11 protein-coding genes are annotated in these 16,760 nt (G+C 52.1%); 8 read left to right on the forward strand and 3 right to left on the reverse strand.

What is annotated here, in order from left to right; all coding sequences use genetic code 11:
- The first annotated feature begins 549 nt into the window (after window positions 1-549).
- From METLU_RS24645 to METLU_RS24655, 8 genes are all read left to right on the forward strand, one after another.
- Window positions 550-1,602 carry an NAD-dependent epimerase/dehydratase family protein gene (locus tag METLU_RS24645; protein ID WP_051299802.1) on the forward strand — a complete coding sequence of 351 codons (1,053 nt, stop codon included), beginning with the start codon at window positions 550-552 and terminating at the stop codon, window positions 1,600-1,602.
- Window positions 1,603-1,605: 3 nt separating this feature from the next.
- Window positions 1,606-2,718 carry a Gfo/Idh/MocA family protein gene (locus METLU_RS0106210; protein ID WP_081679030.1) on the forward strand — a complete coding sequence of 371 codons (1,113 nt, stop codon included), beginning with the start codon at window positions 1,606-1,608 and terminating at the stop codon, window positions 2,716-2,718.
- A gap of 114 nt (window positions 2,719-2,832) precedes the next feature.
- Window positions 2,833-3,831 (forward strand): glycosyltransferase family 2 protein, encoded by a 999-nt coding sequence (locus METLU_RS24650; RefSeq protein ID WP_051299803.1) that lies wholly within the window; start codon window positions 2,833-2,835, stop codon window positions 3,829-3,831.
- A gap of 81 nt (window positions 3,832-3,912) precedes the next feature.
- A complete protein-coding gene (locus METLU_RS0106220) occupies window positions 3,913-5,133 on the forward strand; it encodes an AGE family epimerase/isomerase (protein ID WP_027157470.1) in 1,221 nt (406 codons plus the stop codon).
- Window positions 5,134-5,227: 94 nt separating this feature from the next.
- Window positions 5,228-7,123 (forward strand): asparagine synthase (glutamine-hydrolyzing), encoded by a 1,896-nt coding sequence (gene asnB, locus METLU_RS0106225; protein WP_027157471.1) that lies wholly within the window; start codon window positions 5,228-5,230, stop codon window positions 7,121-7,123.
- A gap of 57 nt (window positions 7,124-7,180) precedes the next feature.
- Window positions 7,181-8,068: a glycosyltransferase gene (locus METLU_RS0106230; protein WP_027157472.1), complete on the forward strand. Its 888-nt coding sequence runs from the start codon at window positions 7,181-7,183 to the stop codon at window positions 8,066-8,068.
- Window positions 8,069-8,140: 72 nt separating this feature from the next.
- Complete coding sequence (locus METLU_RS0106235) at window positions 8,141-9,604, forward strand: polysaccharide deacetylase family protein (protein ID WP_027157473.1); 1,464 nt, start codon at window positions 8,141-8,143, stop codon at window positions 9,602-9,604.
- 102 nt (window positions 9,605-9,706) lie between these two features.
- On the forward strand, window positions 9,707-10,927 hold the full coding sequence (locus tag METLU_RS24655) for a glycosyltransferase family 4 protein (protein WP_051299804.1): 1,221 nt from the start codon (window positions 9,707-9,709) through the stop codon (window positions 10,925-10,927).
- Window positions 10,928-11,041: 114 nt separating this feature from the next.
- On the opposite strand, the gene METLU_RS0106245 is transcribed toward METLU_RS24655, so the two are convergent.
- The 3 genes from METLU_RS0106245 to METLU_RS0106270 form a co-directional block, all read right to left on the reverse strand.
- Window positions 11,042-12,637 carry a glycosyl hydrolase family 28-related protein gene (locus METLU_RS0106245; protein WP_269209187.1) on the reverse strand — a complete coding sequence of 532 codons (1,596 nt, stop codon included), beginning with the start codon at window positions 12,635-12,637 and terminating at the stop codon, window positions 11,042-11,044.
- A gap of 275 nt (window positions 12,638-12,912) precedes the next feature.
- Window positions 12,913-14,064, reverse strand: coding sequence for a right-handed parallel beta-helix repeat-containing protein (locus tag METLU_RS0106255; protein WP_155920472.1), 1,152 nt, complete (start codon window positions 14,062-14,064; stop codon window positions 12,913-12,915).
- A 620-nt stretch (window positions 14,065-14,684) separates the two neighbouring features.
- Window positions 14,685-16,283, reverse strand: coding sequence for a LamG-like jellyroll fold domain-containing protein (locus METLU_RS0106270; protein ID WP_231383558.1), 1,599 nt, complete (start codon window positions 16,281-16,283; stop codon window positions 14,685-14,687).
- Between the last annotated feature and the right edge of the window lie 477 nt (window positions 16,284-16,760).

Consider the following 16,760-nt stretch of genomic DNA (forward strand, 5'->3'; position numbering starts at 1 on the left):
GAGTAACATTATAGGGTAACAGTATGAATTTATTCGTATTCTCTGTCGTTTCATGGAGTATCCCGGCTAGTCGTACCCCCAAGCAAGAAAGCTGTTGCAGGAGCGATGCCCCATGGCTGCCTGGCGATGCGCCCATCCCGGAAAGTTGTTTTTTAGCCAAATTCCCAGGTCAATATGTAACATCACTTAAGTATTCGCACCCATTGTAGGGCTGAGTCTGAATCTAGAATAATAACGCCTAAGGCAATGCACAAAAACGCAGCTAAATTGGGAAGCTAAATTTGAAGCGGTCAAGTCAAGGGGCTGGAAGTTTTTTAAATACGTTGAAAGGCTGCAGCTTTACTCAACAGAAATTAAAAAACAGACACAGCCGCCTATCAGAAATTGGTAAGCATTTATACACTGGAGCAGAAGCTCTAAAAGCCCCCTATAGACCATCAGATAGATTGCACGATTTTTTGAACGTACTCATAACGGCATAAAACGGAGCCTTGACTGTCATGTTAAGGCTGTTCTCAATCAAGCCCCGGATATTTTGGTTAGAAGCTAATGAATGCAGAACATCAGAGTCTACAGGCTGAAAGAATTTTAGTGACCGGTTCGAATGGATTCATCGGTACAAAAGTAGTTGAAACTTTACTCGCAAACGGTTTTATGAAACTGCGTTGTTTCGTGCGTCCATCCAGTCAAATCGGGCGCCTGGAAGATGTCTTGCGCAGATATCCGGCAGGGGGAGACGTGGAACTGGTTTCAGGCGATCTTCTTTCACGGGATGACTGCGCGCGAGCCGCCAAGGGCGTCTCAATTGTTTATCATCTTGCAGCCGGGTCGGATAAATCATTTGCCGGAGCTTTCATGAACTCGGCCCTGGCCACCCGGAACCTTGTGGAGGCTTTCCTGGAGCAGGGGCGCCCCAGGCGCTTCGTGAACGTCAGTTCGTTCGCTGTCTACTCGAACCTGCACATGAAGCGGGGCGCTTCGCTCGACGAGAACTGCCCATTGGAAGATGCGCCGCAGGAACGGTATGACGCGTATGGCTTCGGAAAGCTCAAGCAGGAGGAAGTCGTCAGGGAATACGGAAAAACATCGGGTCTGCCTTACGTGATCCTGCGGCCGGGGACCGTATTCGGCCCGGGCAAAAAGAATTTGAGCGGGCGAGTGGGGATCGATACGTTTGGTTTCTTTATGCTCATGGGCGGATCGAATCCGCTGCCGCTGACTTATGTCGACAACTGCGCGGAAGCCATTGTTCTGGCAGGGCTGGAAAAAGGCGTTGAAGGCGAAACCTTCAACGTTGTGGACGATGATCTGCTGACCGGCAGGCAATTCCTGTCTGCTTACAAGAAGCATGTGAACAGGTTTTTCTCAGTCTGGATTCCTTACCCGCTGGCCTATGGCTTATGCGTGTTGTGGGAAAAGTATGCCACATGGTCAAAAGGCCAGTTGCCCCCTGTCTTCAACCGGCGCCGATGCGCCGCGGAGTGGAAAGAGAACCGCTTCCCTAATGTAAAAATCCGTCAGAGGCTGGGCTGGGAGCCGCGAGTCAACATTAATGATGCCATGACCTCTTTTTTGAGCCAATTTGAATCAGGGAGTAAGTAGACTATGCTTCGTGCCGCTATAGTTGGCTGTGGAAAAATCGCTGATCAGCATATGCTGGCAATCCAGCGCATCCCCAATTGCAAAATTGTATCCCTATGTGACCAGGAGTTACTGATGGCCCGGCAACTTGGGGAGCGTTCAGGCGTTTCGGAATGCTTTTCCGATCTGGCCGTAATGTTGAAGTCGGTCTCGCCGGACATCGTCCATATCACGACGCCGCCCCAGAGTCACTTTTCGCTCGCTCAACAGTGTTTGGAGTCGGGAAGCCATGTTTATCTGGAAAAACCTTTCACGGTGACGGCTCGGGAGGCCGAAGCGCTGATTCAGCTGGCTGAAACCCGCAATCTGAAAATGACTGCCGGCCATAATTTACAGTTTACCCTTGAGATGCTTCAAATGCGCCGGCTGGTCAAAGAGGAATTCCTTGGCGGCAGGCCGGTCCATGTGGAAAGTCATTGGACCTATGATCTGGGGGACACGAACTATGTTGGCCCGATGCTTGGCAGCCGCGCTCATTGGGTGCGGCAACTGCCGGGACAATTGTTTCATAACATTATCAGTCATGGCATCGCCAAGTTATCCGAGTTTCTCGATGACGATATAACGGAAATTCAGGCCAGCGCCCATCAGAGCCCGCGGCTACAGGCTTTGGGCGGCGAGGAAGTCCTGGACGAGTTGCGGGTCCATATGCGGGATAAAGCCGGGACAACGGCGTATTTCTGCTTTTCCACACAGATCAAGCCGGGCCTGAACCATTTGCTGATTTGCGGCCCCCGGAACTCGATCATAGTGGATCATAGCTGTGGCGCCGTTGTCCGAAACAGGGACCGGGGCTTCAAGAGCTATCTGACTTTCTTTGTTCCTCCACTGCTGGGCGCCTGGGAACATTTAGGGAATGCGCGGCATAATTTCGCTAATTTCCTGGGCAGAAAACTCTATCAGGATTCCGGCATGACAGAGCTGATCAACTGTTTTTACAACAGTATTCAAACGGAAGGTCCGCCGCCTATTCCCTACCGGGAAATTATCCTGACAGCGCGGATCATGGATGAGATATTTGCTCAGATTTACGGCGATAGAAAAGCAAGCGGGCAATTGGAGCGAATACAAGGTTGAAAATAGTATGTGCCGGGCGTCGAAATTCATAATGCCAGACTTTTTAAGAGCATGGCCTTTGAAGGAATGAGATAGAAAGCCATTTTCTCATGGCGATGTGATAGGAGTATTGTGATGTCTTTAGTATCAATTTTAATACCGGCCTATAACGCGGAGAGGTGGATTGCCGAGACCATTAATTCAGCTCTGAATCAGACCTGGAACAAGAAGGAAATCATTATTGTTGACGATGGCTCAAAAGATGCCACTCTTCAGGTCGCGAAACGCTTCGAGTCCAGGCTTGTCAAGGTTATAGCGCAGGAAAACAGCGGCGCCAGTGCTGCCAGGAATAAGGCTTTGGAATCCGCCCAAGGGGATTATATCCAGTGGCTGGATGCTGATGATTTGTTAGCCCCTGAGAAGATCAGTCTACAGATGGCTCAGAGAGAAGCCGGCTCCAGCGATCGGGTACTTTACTCATCCGCATGGGCCCCGTTTTACATCCGCCCTGAATGGGCGAAATTTTACCCCAACTCGCTGTGGTCCGATCTGCAGCCCGTGGACTGGCTCGTGAAAAAATTTGATCAAGGCGTGTGGATGAATACCGCATCATGGCTCGTGAGCCGAAGATTGACGGAAATCGCTGGGCTATGGGATGAGCGGCTCTCCCTGGATGACGACGGCGAGTATTTTTCGAGAGTCGTCGCCGCCAGTGATCATGTGAAATTTACTGAAAACTCAGTGGTTTACTATAGGCAGAGCAATATCGGCAGCCTGAGCAGAAGTGTCTCTGAAAAGGCCTGCAACTCCATGTACCTGTCGCTTTGCCTCTGCATCGGTTATTTGCGGCGGCTTGAAGACAGTGACAGGACGCGGGCAGCCTGCGTCAGCTTTCTCCAGGGACGGCTTAATTATTTTTATCCCGAAAGGGAAGACCTGCTGCGCCAGATCTACGCGCTTGCCAGGGATCTGGGAGGCTATCTTGAACCTTCCCGGCTGAACTGGAAGTATCTGCCGGTCCAGGCGCTCTTTGGCTGGAAGGCGGCCAAGCAGATGAGCATTATCGAGTCGAATATGAAAATACGCGCTCATGTTCAGTACGAGAAATTGCTCACGGCGTCTTCTGGCAAATAACGGCGGGTTGCTTTGAATCGGATTTAACGGCAGCGAAAGCCGCTATATTCTCTTTTGCAGCCCTACGAATAAGGTGCTTATATGAACCAGCAGTCCACCGATAAAATCAGCTCGGTTCTTCTCCGGTTTATCGATTGGCTCGACAGCTATGGCGAGACTTCCTACGATCATCAGAGCTTCTTCGCCGGTCCCGTGGGAGGCGGAGCCAAGGCGCTGTACTACCGGAAGCCGAAGCTTGGGACCATGGCCGTTGCGCCGATTATTTTCTGCGAGGCATTCGTGCCATCCGCACGGCGGCTTTTCTGGCGCAAACAGCGCTTTCCGATTGCCGATGCCCATTACGCCATGGGCTTCGCATTGCTTGCGCGGGTGACGGGAGAAGAAAAATACTACGACCGCGCGGTCCACTTCCTGACCGTACTCGAAGAGACGCGGTGTCCGGGCTACAGTCACTCTGGCTGGGGATATCCGTTCGACTGGGTCACGCGAACCGGGGTCATGAAGACCGGCACGCCGCTCATCACGACGACTCCCTATGTCTATGAAGCCTTCTCCTATGTGCACAAGATGGATTATCAGGACCGCTGGCTTGAGGTCATGCATTCCGCGGCGGAGCATGCGGTCAACGACATAAAGGACAGGGAACTGTCCCCGGACGCCGCCACGGCGGGTTATAACCCGCTTGACTCGGAAGGCGGGGTGATCAACGCAAGCGCTTACCGGGCTTTTCTGCTGATGAGCGCGGCGGTTCAGTTCGGGCATGATGATTATCGGCGAATTGCCGAACGTAACCTTAACTTCGTTCTCGGGGCGCAGCAGCCCGATGGCGCCTGGTATTACTCCATCGATGGCGTCAGAGATTTCGTCGACCACTTCCATACCTGCTTCGTTCTGAAGGCGCTCGCCAAGATTGAGCAACTGACTGGCCATGAAGGCTGCCGCAAGGCGATCAAGGCAGGTACGGATTACTATGTACGGCATCTATTCGATGAAAAGGGCTTGCCGAAACCGTTTTCCCGCGCGCCGCGGCTGACGGTATATCGGCAAGAGCTTTATGACTACGCCGAGTGCATCAACCTCGGCGCTCTGCTGAACGGCCAGTCAGCAGAACTCGATGACCGGGTGCGGACTACCCTGGATGACTTGCTGAACCGCTGGCAGAAGCCTGACGGTTCCTTTCGGTCGAGGCGGCTCCTGCTGGGATGGGACAACGTCCCTATGCACCGCTGGGCGCAAGCGCAGTTATTCAGGAGCCTTTGCTTTCAGCTCTATTCAATGAAGAAAGGCGAGAGGGCCGCATGACTGATCAATGGATTTCTTTCCATGATTTTCGGACGGCGCATCGCATTCCGCCGGCATTTATGCTGCATTCTGACTCTTAAACTCTGGACTTCATATGTGTGGAATTTGCGGTCAATACAATTTCAAGCATCATCAACCGGTCATACCGGCCAAGATCAGGAACATGGCCAGGACCCTCATTCCCAGGGGGCCGGACGATGAAGGGTATTTCCTTTCCGGGCCGGTCGGCCTGGGTTTCAGGCGCCTGTCGATTATCGATCTGGAAGGCGGGCATCAGCCCATGTCGGATCAGGATGAGTCCGTCTGGGTGGTCTTCAACGGTGAAATCTATAATTTTCCCGAGCTGCGCCGCGAGTTGCAGGGGCTTGGCCACACCTTCCGCACGCGGTGCGATACGGAAGTGATCGTGCATGGGTACAAACAGTGGGGGGCTGATGTCTTCAAACATCTCAACGGCATGTTCGGTCTCGCCATCTGGGATGACAGGCACAAACGGCTCATTCTCTCCAGGGATGCCATGGGCATTAAGCTCGTCTATTACCGCGTCGATTCCGGAACCGTTCTGTTCGGGTCGGAACTCAGGGCGGTTCTCGCCGCCTTGCCGGAACGGCCGGAAGTGGACATGACGGCTTTGAACCTCTTCCTCCGGTATCGCTACACGCCTTCACCGATGACGCTCTACAAGGGCATCCAGAAGCTTGCGCCGGGTACGATGGCGATTTTCGAGAACGGATCATGGCGCGTGGAACGGTGGTATCAAGCCAGGCCGCAGCATTTTTCGCCGGCGAAATCGGATGCGGAAGCGAAAGAGGAACTGCTCGATATCTATAAGCGGGCGCTCAAACGCCATCTTATCAGCGATGTGCCCCTGGGTCTCCTCCTGAGCGGCGGTGTGGATTCGGGACTCCTGCTCGGATTGATGAGCCTTTATGGTAATGACTGGCTTACCTACACGGTAGGGTACGGGAAATCCGCCTATAAGGATGACGAACTATCCGATGCGGCCGAGACGGCGCGTATTTTTTCCGCCAAAAACATATCGGTGGAGCTCAGCAGAACGAGTTTCGAGCAATCGCTTTCCAAAATAGTTTCCATCCTCGAGGAACCCATCGCCGCGTCATCCATCGTGCCCATGTATTTCGTCTGCGAGCGCGCGCGCCAGGACGTGAAGGTCGCGCTCATGGGGCAGGGGCCGGATGAACTGTTCGGCGGCTACAACCGTCATCTCGGCGTCCATTATGGCGGCTACTGGAGAAGTATGCCGGACTGGCTGAGAAAGGGCCTGGAAGCAGGCGTCACGCATCTTCCACGGAACGAAACCCTGAAGAGGGGCGTCTATTCGCTAAGTACTGAGGATCGCATGCAGCGGTATCAGCAAGTGTTCTCGATCATGCCGGGCGACAGCGTTGATGGCCTGTTCAGAGGCGGCATGCTTCCCGAAAGCGCAGGGGACAGCATCTTTGAATTCTGGCGGGACCTGGAGCCGGAAATGGAGGGCACCGATGAACTCGGCGGTTTCCAGATCCTGGAAGTCAGATCATCCCTGCCCGATGAACTGCTCATGTATGCGGACAAGCTTTCCATGGCCCACAGCCTTGAAGTGCGAGTGCCTTTTCTCGACAGGGAAATCGTCGAGTATGCGGAGCGGCTTCCCGCGGCTTTCAAGGTCCGGCATGGCCAGCGAAAGTGGCTGCACCGGAAGGTTAGCGAAGGTTTCCTGCCGGAAGCGATCCTGAGAAGAAAGAAACGGGGTTTTGCCGTGAACGTCGTTGACGAATGGTTCCATAACTCGCTGAGCAACAATATGGACGGCCATTTGCTGGACAGCACTTCGCTGATGTTTCAGTTCTTGAGCCCGGAAGCCGTGCGCCGTCTTCTTGAAGATCATCGCTCGGGCAAGTCCGACAATCACAAGATGCTTTTCAGCCTGATTGTCTTCGAGGAGTGGCTGCGCTCGAATCAAACGGCGAGCTATCACGCCGCGGCATGAGAAGCGTCGCTGCAAGTTCAACAATAACTTAACGGATGAGGAACAGGAGACAAGACTATGTCATTTGAATATGTGCTCATCACACCGGCCCGCAACGAAGCCGATTTTATCGAAAACACCATCCTGTCCGTCATTGAACAGACCGTGCTGCCCAAGCGCTGGGTAATCGTGAGCGACGGTTCAACGGATGGTACGGATGAGATCGTAAAAAAATACATGGACGGCAGGGAATGGCTGGAACTCATACACCTTCCCGAGCGGCAGGAACGCAACTTTGCCGCCAAGGTACAAGTGTTCAATGCCGGCTTCGAACGGGTCAAGTCGCTGTCCTATGACGTGATCGGCTGCCTGGATGCCGATATTACTTTCGCCAAAGACTACTTTGCCTATTTGCTGGATCAGTTTGAGGCAATGCCAGATCTCGGCGTAGCCGGCACGCATTACATTGAAGGCGACTTCCATTCATATGACGACAGCTATATGAATATCAACCATGTCAATGGAGGGTGCCAGCTCTTCAGAAAAGCCTGTTTTGAAGACATTGGCGGATACGTGCCCATCAAGGGCGGCGGTGTCGACTGGGTGGCGGTGACGACGGCGCGCCTGAAAGGCTGGACGACCCGCTCTTTCGCGGATCGGGTGTTCTACCATCATAGAAAAATCGGTACGGCCGGAGGCAATGAGCTCATATCCCGCTTCAAGTACGGAAAGAAGGACTACTTCCTGGGCGGCCATCCGCTTTGGGAACTTTGCCGGGGAGGGTTCCAGATGACCAAAAAACCTTATCTGGTAGGCGGGCTGGCCCTGCTGCTCGGCTATTTCTGGGGCTGGGCGACCCGCTTCGAGAGGCCGGTCTCCGTGGAGCTCATGCAATTCTATCGAAAGGAGCAACTCGAAAGGCTCAGGTTATTGTTTTCGAGCCGCTTGCCGCGCCTCGAGCGCTAGTTTAGTCCGGCTCGTGAAGATTCTGTCTGGAAAGGCATTGACACATCACCCTGCGGAAGGAAACACTCTGACATGAGCGAGCCACTTCACATCGTCTTGCGCTGTACCGAAGCATTATTGCCCAAAGTCCGTTATGTGTTTGACACGCTGTTCATGGCCCGGGGCGTTCCGGTGGTGTATGCTTCCCGGCCGCCCTCAAGCGGCCCCTGGCTTTTGTATGGCACTGCCAGAGAGACCTCATGGCCGTTCAAGCGGTGCCTGGCTATCGCTCATTGTCCGGAGTCCTGGCGATTTCTCGATAGCCATGCCGATATCGAAGCCACCGTTAATATCGATGGTTTGACGACCATTTTTCCGGCAAGAGCCGCCGGTTGCGAGCCGCCGTCGGACATATCCTTCGACATCGCCGCAAACGCGTTTTATTTCCTGAGTTCCTGGTCCGAACGGCTTGGTCCGGACAAGGAACAGACGCGTAGCCTGTATTCGAACAGTATCTTTGCGCGTCTGAACGTGCCGCAGGATATCGTCGATCAGTATCTCGACTCTCTTATGAGACAGCTTCACGCGCTCTGCGACCGGCTTGGGTCCGGGAAATGGAACCCGCTCGAATGGCCGCAAGGCGCGACCTATGCGCTCATACTCTCGCATGATGTCGATTTCATTCCTGCCAACCTCATCGATATCGCCAGACAGGGCGCAAAAACCGTACTGCGGCACCTCGTTCGCCAACGCGACCCGATCGATGCCCTGCGTGCGGCGGCAGGATTGGCGCTTGCACTGATTCGCGGGCGCGATCCGTATGGTTGCGTGCCCGAGATTATTGAGCGGGAGACAGAACTGGGGACGCAGGCATCGTTTCAGGTGGCCGTCGGTCACAGGCATCCCCATGATGTCAATTACCGGATCGAGGACGATCGCGTCCGCGACTATCTGCGCGCTATTACCGACGCCGGTTTCGACCTGTGCCTGCATGGCAGCTACCGCTCCACCGAGAATCCCGCCTGGTATGCGGAAGAAGCGGCGCTTCTGGCGCGGCGCCTCGGCCAGCCGTCAGGTTCGCGCCAGCACTTTCTTTCATTTAACTATGACAACCTGTTTACGGCTCAGGAGCAGGCAGGCATCCGGTATGACATGTCCATGGGTTTTCCGGACCGCACGGGGCCGCGTGCCGGGTTCTCCTATCCTTATTTCCCTTATTGCCTCGAGGAAGATCGTCCTTATGACGTTCTCCAGCTCAACCTGTTTCTTATGGATGTCACATTGCGGGGCTATCTGGGGTTGAAAGGCGCAAGCGCGTGGGAGGCCATCAAGGATACGCTCGACGACCTCCGCGGCAAGCGGGGATGCGTCTCCACGGTCTGGCATCCCATCGTTTTCGGAGGCGCGCGCGATCCCGGTTATGACCGCTTGTTCTGGGACATGGTCAATTACACGCGCGAGACGGATGGATTGGCAACCGATGGAAGAACCATCAATGACTTCTGGCGAGGGCACGCGAAAACTTACGCAAGTTTTAATCAGGTTGCGCAAAAATGAATCAGAAACTGATATGACGCATTGAATGAATGGGGACAGGGCATGAATCCACGCGATGAACATGTCGTGAATTGAATAAAGACCGATCAGAGGGAGTACCTTATGGCATCAATTTTCATGGCAGCCTATACCAATTACCGCCGGGATCCCAGAGTAAAACGCGAGGCAGAGGCGTTGGCAGAGTCCGGGCACCGTGTGGTGTTTCTGGCCCGGCGTCAGCACGGGGAACCGAACCGTGAGATGATCGAGGGCGTGGAAGTCATCAAGACTCCGGGCTTGAAGAACAAGTGCACTTCGTTCGTCGAGTACATGGTCGACTACATCATATTCTTCTTGATGATCTTCGCGCACTTGTCGTTGCGTCCGTTGCGTTATCAGGCGATTCATATCAACAATATGCCCGATTTTCTGGTGTTCGCGGCCTGCCTGCCGCGTCTGCTCGGCGTCCCGGTGATTCATGACATACACGATTTGATGCCCGAAATCTATGTGGAAAAGTTCTCTTCGGGAGAAAAGCACTGGATCGTCAGCCTGATGAAAATACAGGAACGGTGGGCCGGAAAATTCGCCTCGGCCGTGCTTACTGTCGAGGATCGCTTGAAGGATATCCTGTCTGAGCGTGGCATCCCGCGTGAAAAAATCCACGTGCTGATGAATTTACCCGATGACCGTATTTTCGCGAAGCGCGATAGTTTGCCTTCCAAACCCGAGGATGCGCCTTTCGTGATGGTTTACCACGGCACTCTCGCCCGCCGTCTCGGACTGGATATCGCCATAGAAGCCGTCTATAAGGCCAGAAACACCGTGCCTCGCATGGAGCTTCGCATTATCGGAGCCGGCGAAGAACGGGAGCAATTGATAGCGCTGCGCGACCGGCTTGAACTGCAGGATGTGGTGAAATTCAGTGAAGGCTTTGTGCCGGTAGAGAAGATCCCGGCGATGATTCTTGACGCGGATGTCGGTCTTATTCCTTTGAGAATCAGCAGCGGCACGGACATCATGCTTCCCACTAAACTGCTCGAATACGTCACCATGGGAATCCCGTGCATAACGCCTAAAACGGGGACGATCTGCCGTTATTTCGATGAAGACATGGTGCAGTTCTTCGAGGCGGAAAACGCCGATTCTCTCGCCGAAGCAATCATTGCGCTTTATCAGGACCCCAGTAAACGAATCGCCCTGTCACGCAATGCGACAGAGCGATTCGCCAATATCTATAACTGGAGTGCGCACAAAAAGATCTATATCAATCTTGTGGAGCGGCTTCTCGGACGCAAAAACGCCCCTTATCCGCAAATGAAAGCAGGGCGCCCTGAACAGTGAAGTGCTCAGAGCGCCCTGAAGATAAGCATCCAGCCGTTGCGGCTTTCCATGCGAAGCTTTACAAGCCCATTCCTTTCCCTGTTTTATCGGCGCTTCCATGCATGAGTCCGCTTCCTACGGAAGTATTCTCAGATTGGTGGGCGGTGCCGGCGGTGTAGCGGGTGTCGACACTGTGCCTGATCCCGGGATTTCCCGGCCTTCATAGCGCTCCTTTGCCGGTACGGTGCCCGCCATCGGACTCAAATCCGGGCCTATCGACGGCCAGGGCAGGCCTCCGAAAAACGCGGGTTTAGCCGTCAAATAAAGCGAACTGGACATACTATGATCGGCAATACCCGACTCCCAATGAACCGATTGCGTGGCATAATCATAATTGCCATGCCGCAGCACAGTCGCTTTTGACTGGGCATCGCTGCTCTCGGAACCGCCATCGGTCGGATAACCCCAATTGTAGGCATAGGCTTCGCTGCCTGTTCTGCGTCCGCTATCTTCATAGCTTGTCCAGTTCTGATTGGGTTTGCCTAATACGTTACCGACAAAGTTGTAATAATGCTGAGCCTTTTCAATATCCACAGCCCTGAGCGCATTCGTAATGGTCTGCGCGGAACTCTCCCTGATGGCGTGATTTCGGAAAAAGGTATTGTATGAACTCGATCCGTGAGTAAAGTCAGCATGGATTTTATCCCCGATGTTGCCTTCGAACAGGTTCATATGGGAGTGCGCGCCATGGGGGAACATATCGGGCGCCAGCCAGTCGCTGCCTTGATAGGAGGCCAGGGAATAGTTATAGCCAAAGACATTCCCCGCGGCGCCTTCCTTGACCACCATGCTATGCCGCAGGTGATAAAAGACATTGTTTTCAATGAGGTTGTCCGTCGACCTGTTTGAGGCCACTACCCCATAGGCAAATCCGCCCATGTCATGGTGCATGCCGTCATTGAAATAACTATCTCTCACGGTGTTGCGAAAAGCGCGATCCAGATCGACATGCCTGAACTGGGCCTTCTTGCTTTCTATGTTCTTGATCCAGGAATAGGCGGAGGCCATCATTTTTATATTGGAATAGCCTTCCGTACCCGTAGGACTTATACGTTCTATGGATAAATCTTCAACGCCGGCATTCGTGGTCAGCTCCGCGCCTTGATTGAGTTTCCAGACCTGGGGAGTTTGCGCGGCGGCATAAGCATGATACAGGGGCGGATCTACAGTGAGAGTCGATCCATTGACGCCAGTAATCTTTGTAATCTGGCTTAAGGCCCGGGTGCCATTGTTACGGCTTTCGTCATCCACATTGATCACTTCGACGCCGTCATTTACTTGATCGATAACAATATAATCACCGACAGACAGAGAGGGATTGCTTGTGCTGGCGACACTCAGTGTCGTAGCCCCTTTGGACGGACTGCCGGATACGTCCGTGGCGACAGGCGCTGATGGCCAATTTCCTATCTGGATGCCATGCCAGTTGGCATAGGTTTTCAGATGAGTCTCCTTGGGTCCCGCGCCGCGGAGCACGATTCCTTTGGTAATTGTCAGTTGGGAGTTCAGGCGATAGGTTCCAGCCGGAATATAAACGACCTGCCCGACGGGGCACGCATCGATGGCGTTTTGTATGTTCGGCGCATCGTCATGGACGCCGTCACCCACTGCCCCGTATTTTGTAACGACGTTCGCGCAGACCGTTGAGCGAGCCGGAATGCCCCCAGGCACACCAGGATGCCAGGCTATCTGTCGCTCTGATGGGATAATTGCTGCGTAAGAGTTAGTGATCCCAGCCAAAAAAAAAGAGCACGGAATGACGAAAACCAAAAATAAGTTATTTTTTCCTGCAAGCAGTTTTCTATGAAACTGACGAATATTCATTTTATTTTGTCTCCAAATTCTACCGATTTGGTCGAGTTGGAAAAACTTCAGCTCGATTTGGCCTGAGTTGAAGTTTTTCCTGATCCTATATAAAAACGGTCGATACCGTTATTTTGGTTCTATCAGTAAACTCTAAGATTGCTTGGCGGCAATATTGAACCGGTTGAACCAGTCGAACCGGTTGAGCCGGTTGAGCCGGTTGTTCCAGATACCATTGGATGAGGGTAGGTATAAGGCTTATAGTTCGGTTTGGCGGATTGATAGAAGTCCCGGCTCTCCTGAACGTTGGAACTGTTGCTGCCAACACGCATTGATGAGTCATTGCCCCATACATAGGCGGGATCAAGCGACTGATTCTTTCCGCGTCCTATCTGATAGGATGCCGGATAGCCTGAATCCTCCTCGACGAGTTCAATAGTGCCTGCGCCCTGATTTTGAGCACCTGCTTTATGGTTGTTGAAAATAACGCCACTTCCTGCCCGGATGGCCATGTAATTCGACTGATTACCATTCTCCACCACGTTAAAAGTGTTCTCATAAATCTCCCACCATCTCGCGCCTACCATGCCTGCCGTGCCATGCTGGTCGACCTGAGTCATATTCAGCGTATTGTGTCTGAACACAGTTCTGGCGCTGTAGTAACTCTGGACCGCGGAAGTTCCCCAGAAATAAGCCGGGCTGCCGCTTGCGCCTGTATTGTTGAAGGTATTGTCTTCGATGAAAACCATGGTGGGGCCGCCCGGAGTAACATCGTCATTCCATCCGCTCTCATTCCAGGTGCCATAGTTATGGATCATTTCGGATGCTCCGCCGCCACTCAGTTCATTGTGGTCTATTAATACCGGCGCGTTGCCTTCAACTTCAATCAGGATTGCCGTGCCGCCTCCGGATATTTTAGAGTGATCCAATCGTGCGGTGGCGCTTGAAGGTGAGCCATGAAAATAAACAGACTTAGGCGATGTAAAGTTAAAGTTGGTAACCCGTGTCGAAGTTGCGTCATTCTGTGTTACATCCACGGCTCCAGTAATCGTCGATCCTTTACCATCAAGGGTAATGCCTTTTGAGCCTGGAATGCTTACCTTGGAACCCCAGTCCGCAGAACAAGACGGGAGTGAAACCGTATCGCCGGATGCCGCCCTGTCTATAGCGGATTGCACGTCTGACTGGGAGCAGCCCGAAGCATTGATAGTCGCAGCCTCTGAGTAATTTGTTACGCCAACTGTTCCCAATAATAAGAACGCAAGACGACGGATTTTAAGAGTTGATGTATTCATAAAATTTTTCCTAGCTCTTTAATTGCATGAGCTTACTTGTTTTATTACCTACAACGATTAACCATAAAACATCAAAGATGCGCTATTCATGATCATGTTGCGTAGTCAATTGAAAGTTAAGGTTTTCGTCATGCAGGGCAATCGCGCTATCCCTTGAGTTTCAGCCTCCTGTTCATGCTGAATCAAGGACAATAAGAGGGCAAAAACATCAGCTTTTATTTAATCGCTGAATATATGCCACAAACCGGGCAGCTTTTAGAAGCCGCGAGCGCAAATATTGATCTGCATAGTTATAGGTTTGTTTTATCACCGTATGTGCTTATCAATGGCGCTGAAACAGATGCGGAATGATCCGTCTTCATCGCTAAAACTTAAATCGGCATGATTACTCATGCACTGACTATAAGTCTGGAGTTTATTGATAAGGGTTGCATACATGGGATAAATCGCTTTCATTACTTCAATTCATTGATGGCAGGTAGTGTTCTCAAAAATTTGACGTTATCTGTGAGTCAGCTTCTATGTAGCTCTGATTCACGCCGGATAGTCGAAGGATGCTGGCCTCGTTCAGCGAGGCCAACCTCCATCGCCATGCCGTTTAAACGGTCAGTGATTCAGGATTAATACCCATTTCCATACATTGACATTGACGCATTGGCTTTATAGCCGGCTTTCGAACCCGCCCATGTTTTGGGTAAGTTCTTCAGCATAGTGCGACCTGTGCTCTTTTCCATCAAACCTTTTCCTGATCCCACCCGGTCCAGGAATCCCACCTCTCCATTCGGTCCCAGTATCGCAATCCAGTAAGGTTTGCCAGGGCTCACAGCAACTCCGGCAACCGGAACTGAGTTCCATGCCTCAGGCTTAACGGTGTTCAATTTGCCTTGAGCGACAAGAGTCCCTGGATGTCCGTTATTATCCTTATAGATACCGGCAATCAGCTGCTTGGCGGTTGTGCTGGCGTCCAGATAAACCTTCACTTGGGTTATTACGCGGGCCTTTGCAGGCACTGTCTGGAACGCTTGTGCAATGCCCTGCGGTGCGTATTCGATCCAAGGTTCTTCGTTTTTGTCCCCCATAATAAACTTCGGAGGATTTGAAACACTAACCGCGGTCTTCAAGTTATTCTGGACTTCCTTGGCGTTCAAAGCTCGATTGTAAATCCGTACCTCATCAATATAGCCCTTGAAATACGCACCCCAATTATTGCTTCCTCCGATGCGCAGTACGCCGTCGGATGCTTGAATCAGGCTACTTGCCTCGCCTTTGGCGACTTCGACGCCATTCACATAAATCCGTCCATACTGTCCATCATAGGTCGATACTAAATGGCTCCATTGATTCGCCGGCAACTGGTTAGAGCCGGAGAGGCCATGGCGAGAACTTCCGTCATCGAAAGTGGAAACAGGCCGATTATCATCATCATTGGCATAAAGGTTGTAGGCCGCTCCTTCAGGACTTTCCTTTGCGATTACAGTTCTTCCGCCAGTTAGCGGAGACTGTGGATAGACCCATGCTTCGAGAGTCATGCCGGTCGAAAGATCCAATGATGCGCTGTCCTTGACTGTGACAAAATCATTCACGCCATCAAACTGCAGCGCTTTTCCATATTTACCTTTAGCGATTCTGACGGCTTCTTTAATAGTGCCGTGGTTGCTTTTACCCGAGGCATCCGCGACAGTATTGCCGCTGGCTTCCTCAAATCCATAGGCTGCCACCAGGCCGTTATTACTGTTAGCTGTAACTTTACCCCCGGTAGTACCCCCGGTACCCCCGGTAGTTCCTCCGGTTGTGCCCCCGCTAGTTCCTCCGGTTGTGCCTCCAGTAGTACCTCCGGTAGTTCCTCCGGTAGTTCCTCCGGTAGTTGTTGTGGCAGGCACTTTTTTGGTGACTTCATTAGAATAGCCACTTTCGGTTTTCCGACCCGCATCATAAGCCTTTACCGCGGCATAGTATGTGGCACCTTCTTTCGCTCCTGTGATTGTGAGCGTGGTCTTGTTGCCCACATCGATGTTGGCGGTGTATTTGCCGCTGGCTTCGCCATACGACACGATATAACCGCCGACATTGGCCGATCTGCTGGCATCCCAGGCGAGGTTCACGTTGGCCGCGAACAGCGGGCCACTACATAAAAACAGGGCGAGTCCGGCCGACCCAAAGCGCGGAAAAAGCTCGCGCAAGGAAGTACTTGTAAAATAATTGTTCATAATAATTTCCATGGCCCTCTTAAATTATAGGAATCGGGCTTAAGGTTAGTAGATGACTTTAAAATGTTATGGGGAAGGTCAACTAAACAAAATGCAGGCTAGTCTCGTTTTTCTTTTTATGAATAAAGGCGAAAAACAGAATTTGAAAAACAGCAAAGGCGCTATTCAAATTCATGCTAGCCAGTTGAGCATCAGTCTATTGATAAGTGTTTGTACTAATGGATATTTCCACTGAACAGCCGGATAATAAAATTGAAATCGTTGCTTATGGCCGTAATACAAAAGCCAATGGGTTTTAAAGGCTTCCACCACTCAGTCAATTGACTAGATAATCCCCATGAACCCAACATGTTAAAAGCTTCTAAAAGCGCTAATTAAGTTGAAAAAGACAGTAAATTTTTATTCCTCTTTGTAACTAAAGCAGGACTCATGGTAAGGGGCTTTAATTAAAACACTCTTAAATCTACGCAAAATTACCTAAGTAGAATC

It is taken from the genome of Methylobacter luteus IMV-B-3098, from assembly GCF_000427625.1.
Taxonomy (GTDB): Bacteria; Pseudomonadota; Gammaproteobacteria; order Methylococcales; family Methylomonadaceae; genus Methylobacter; species Methylobacter luteus.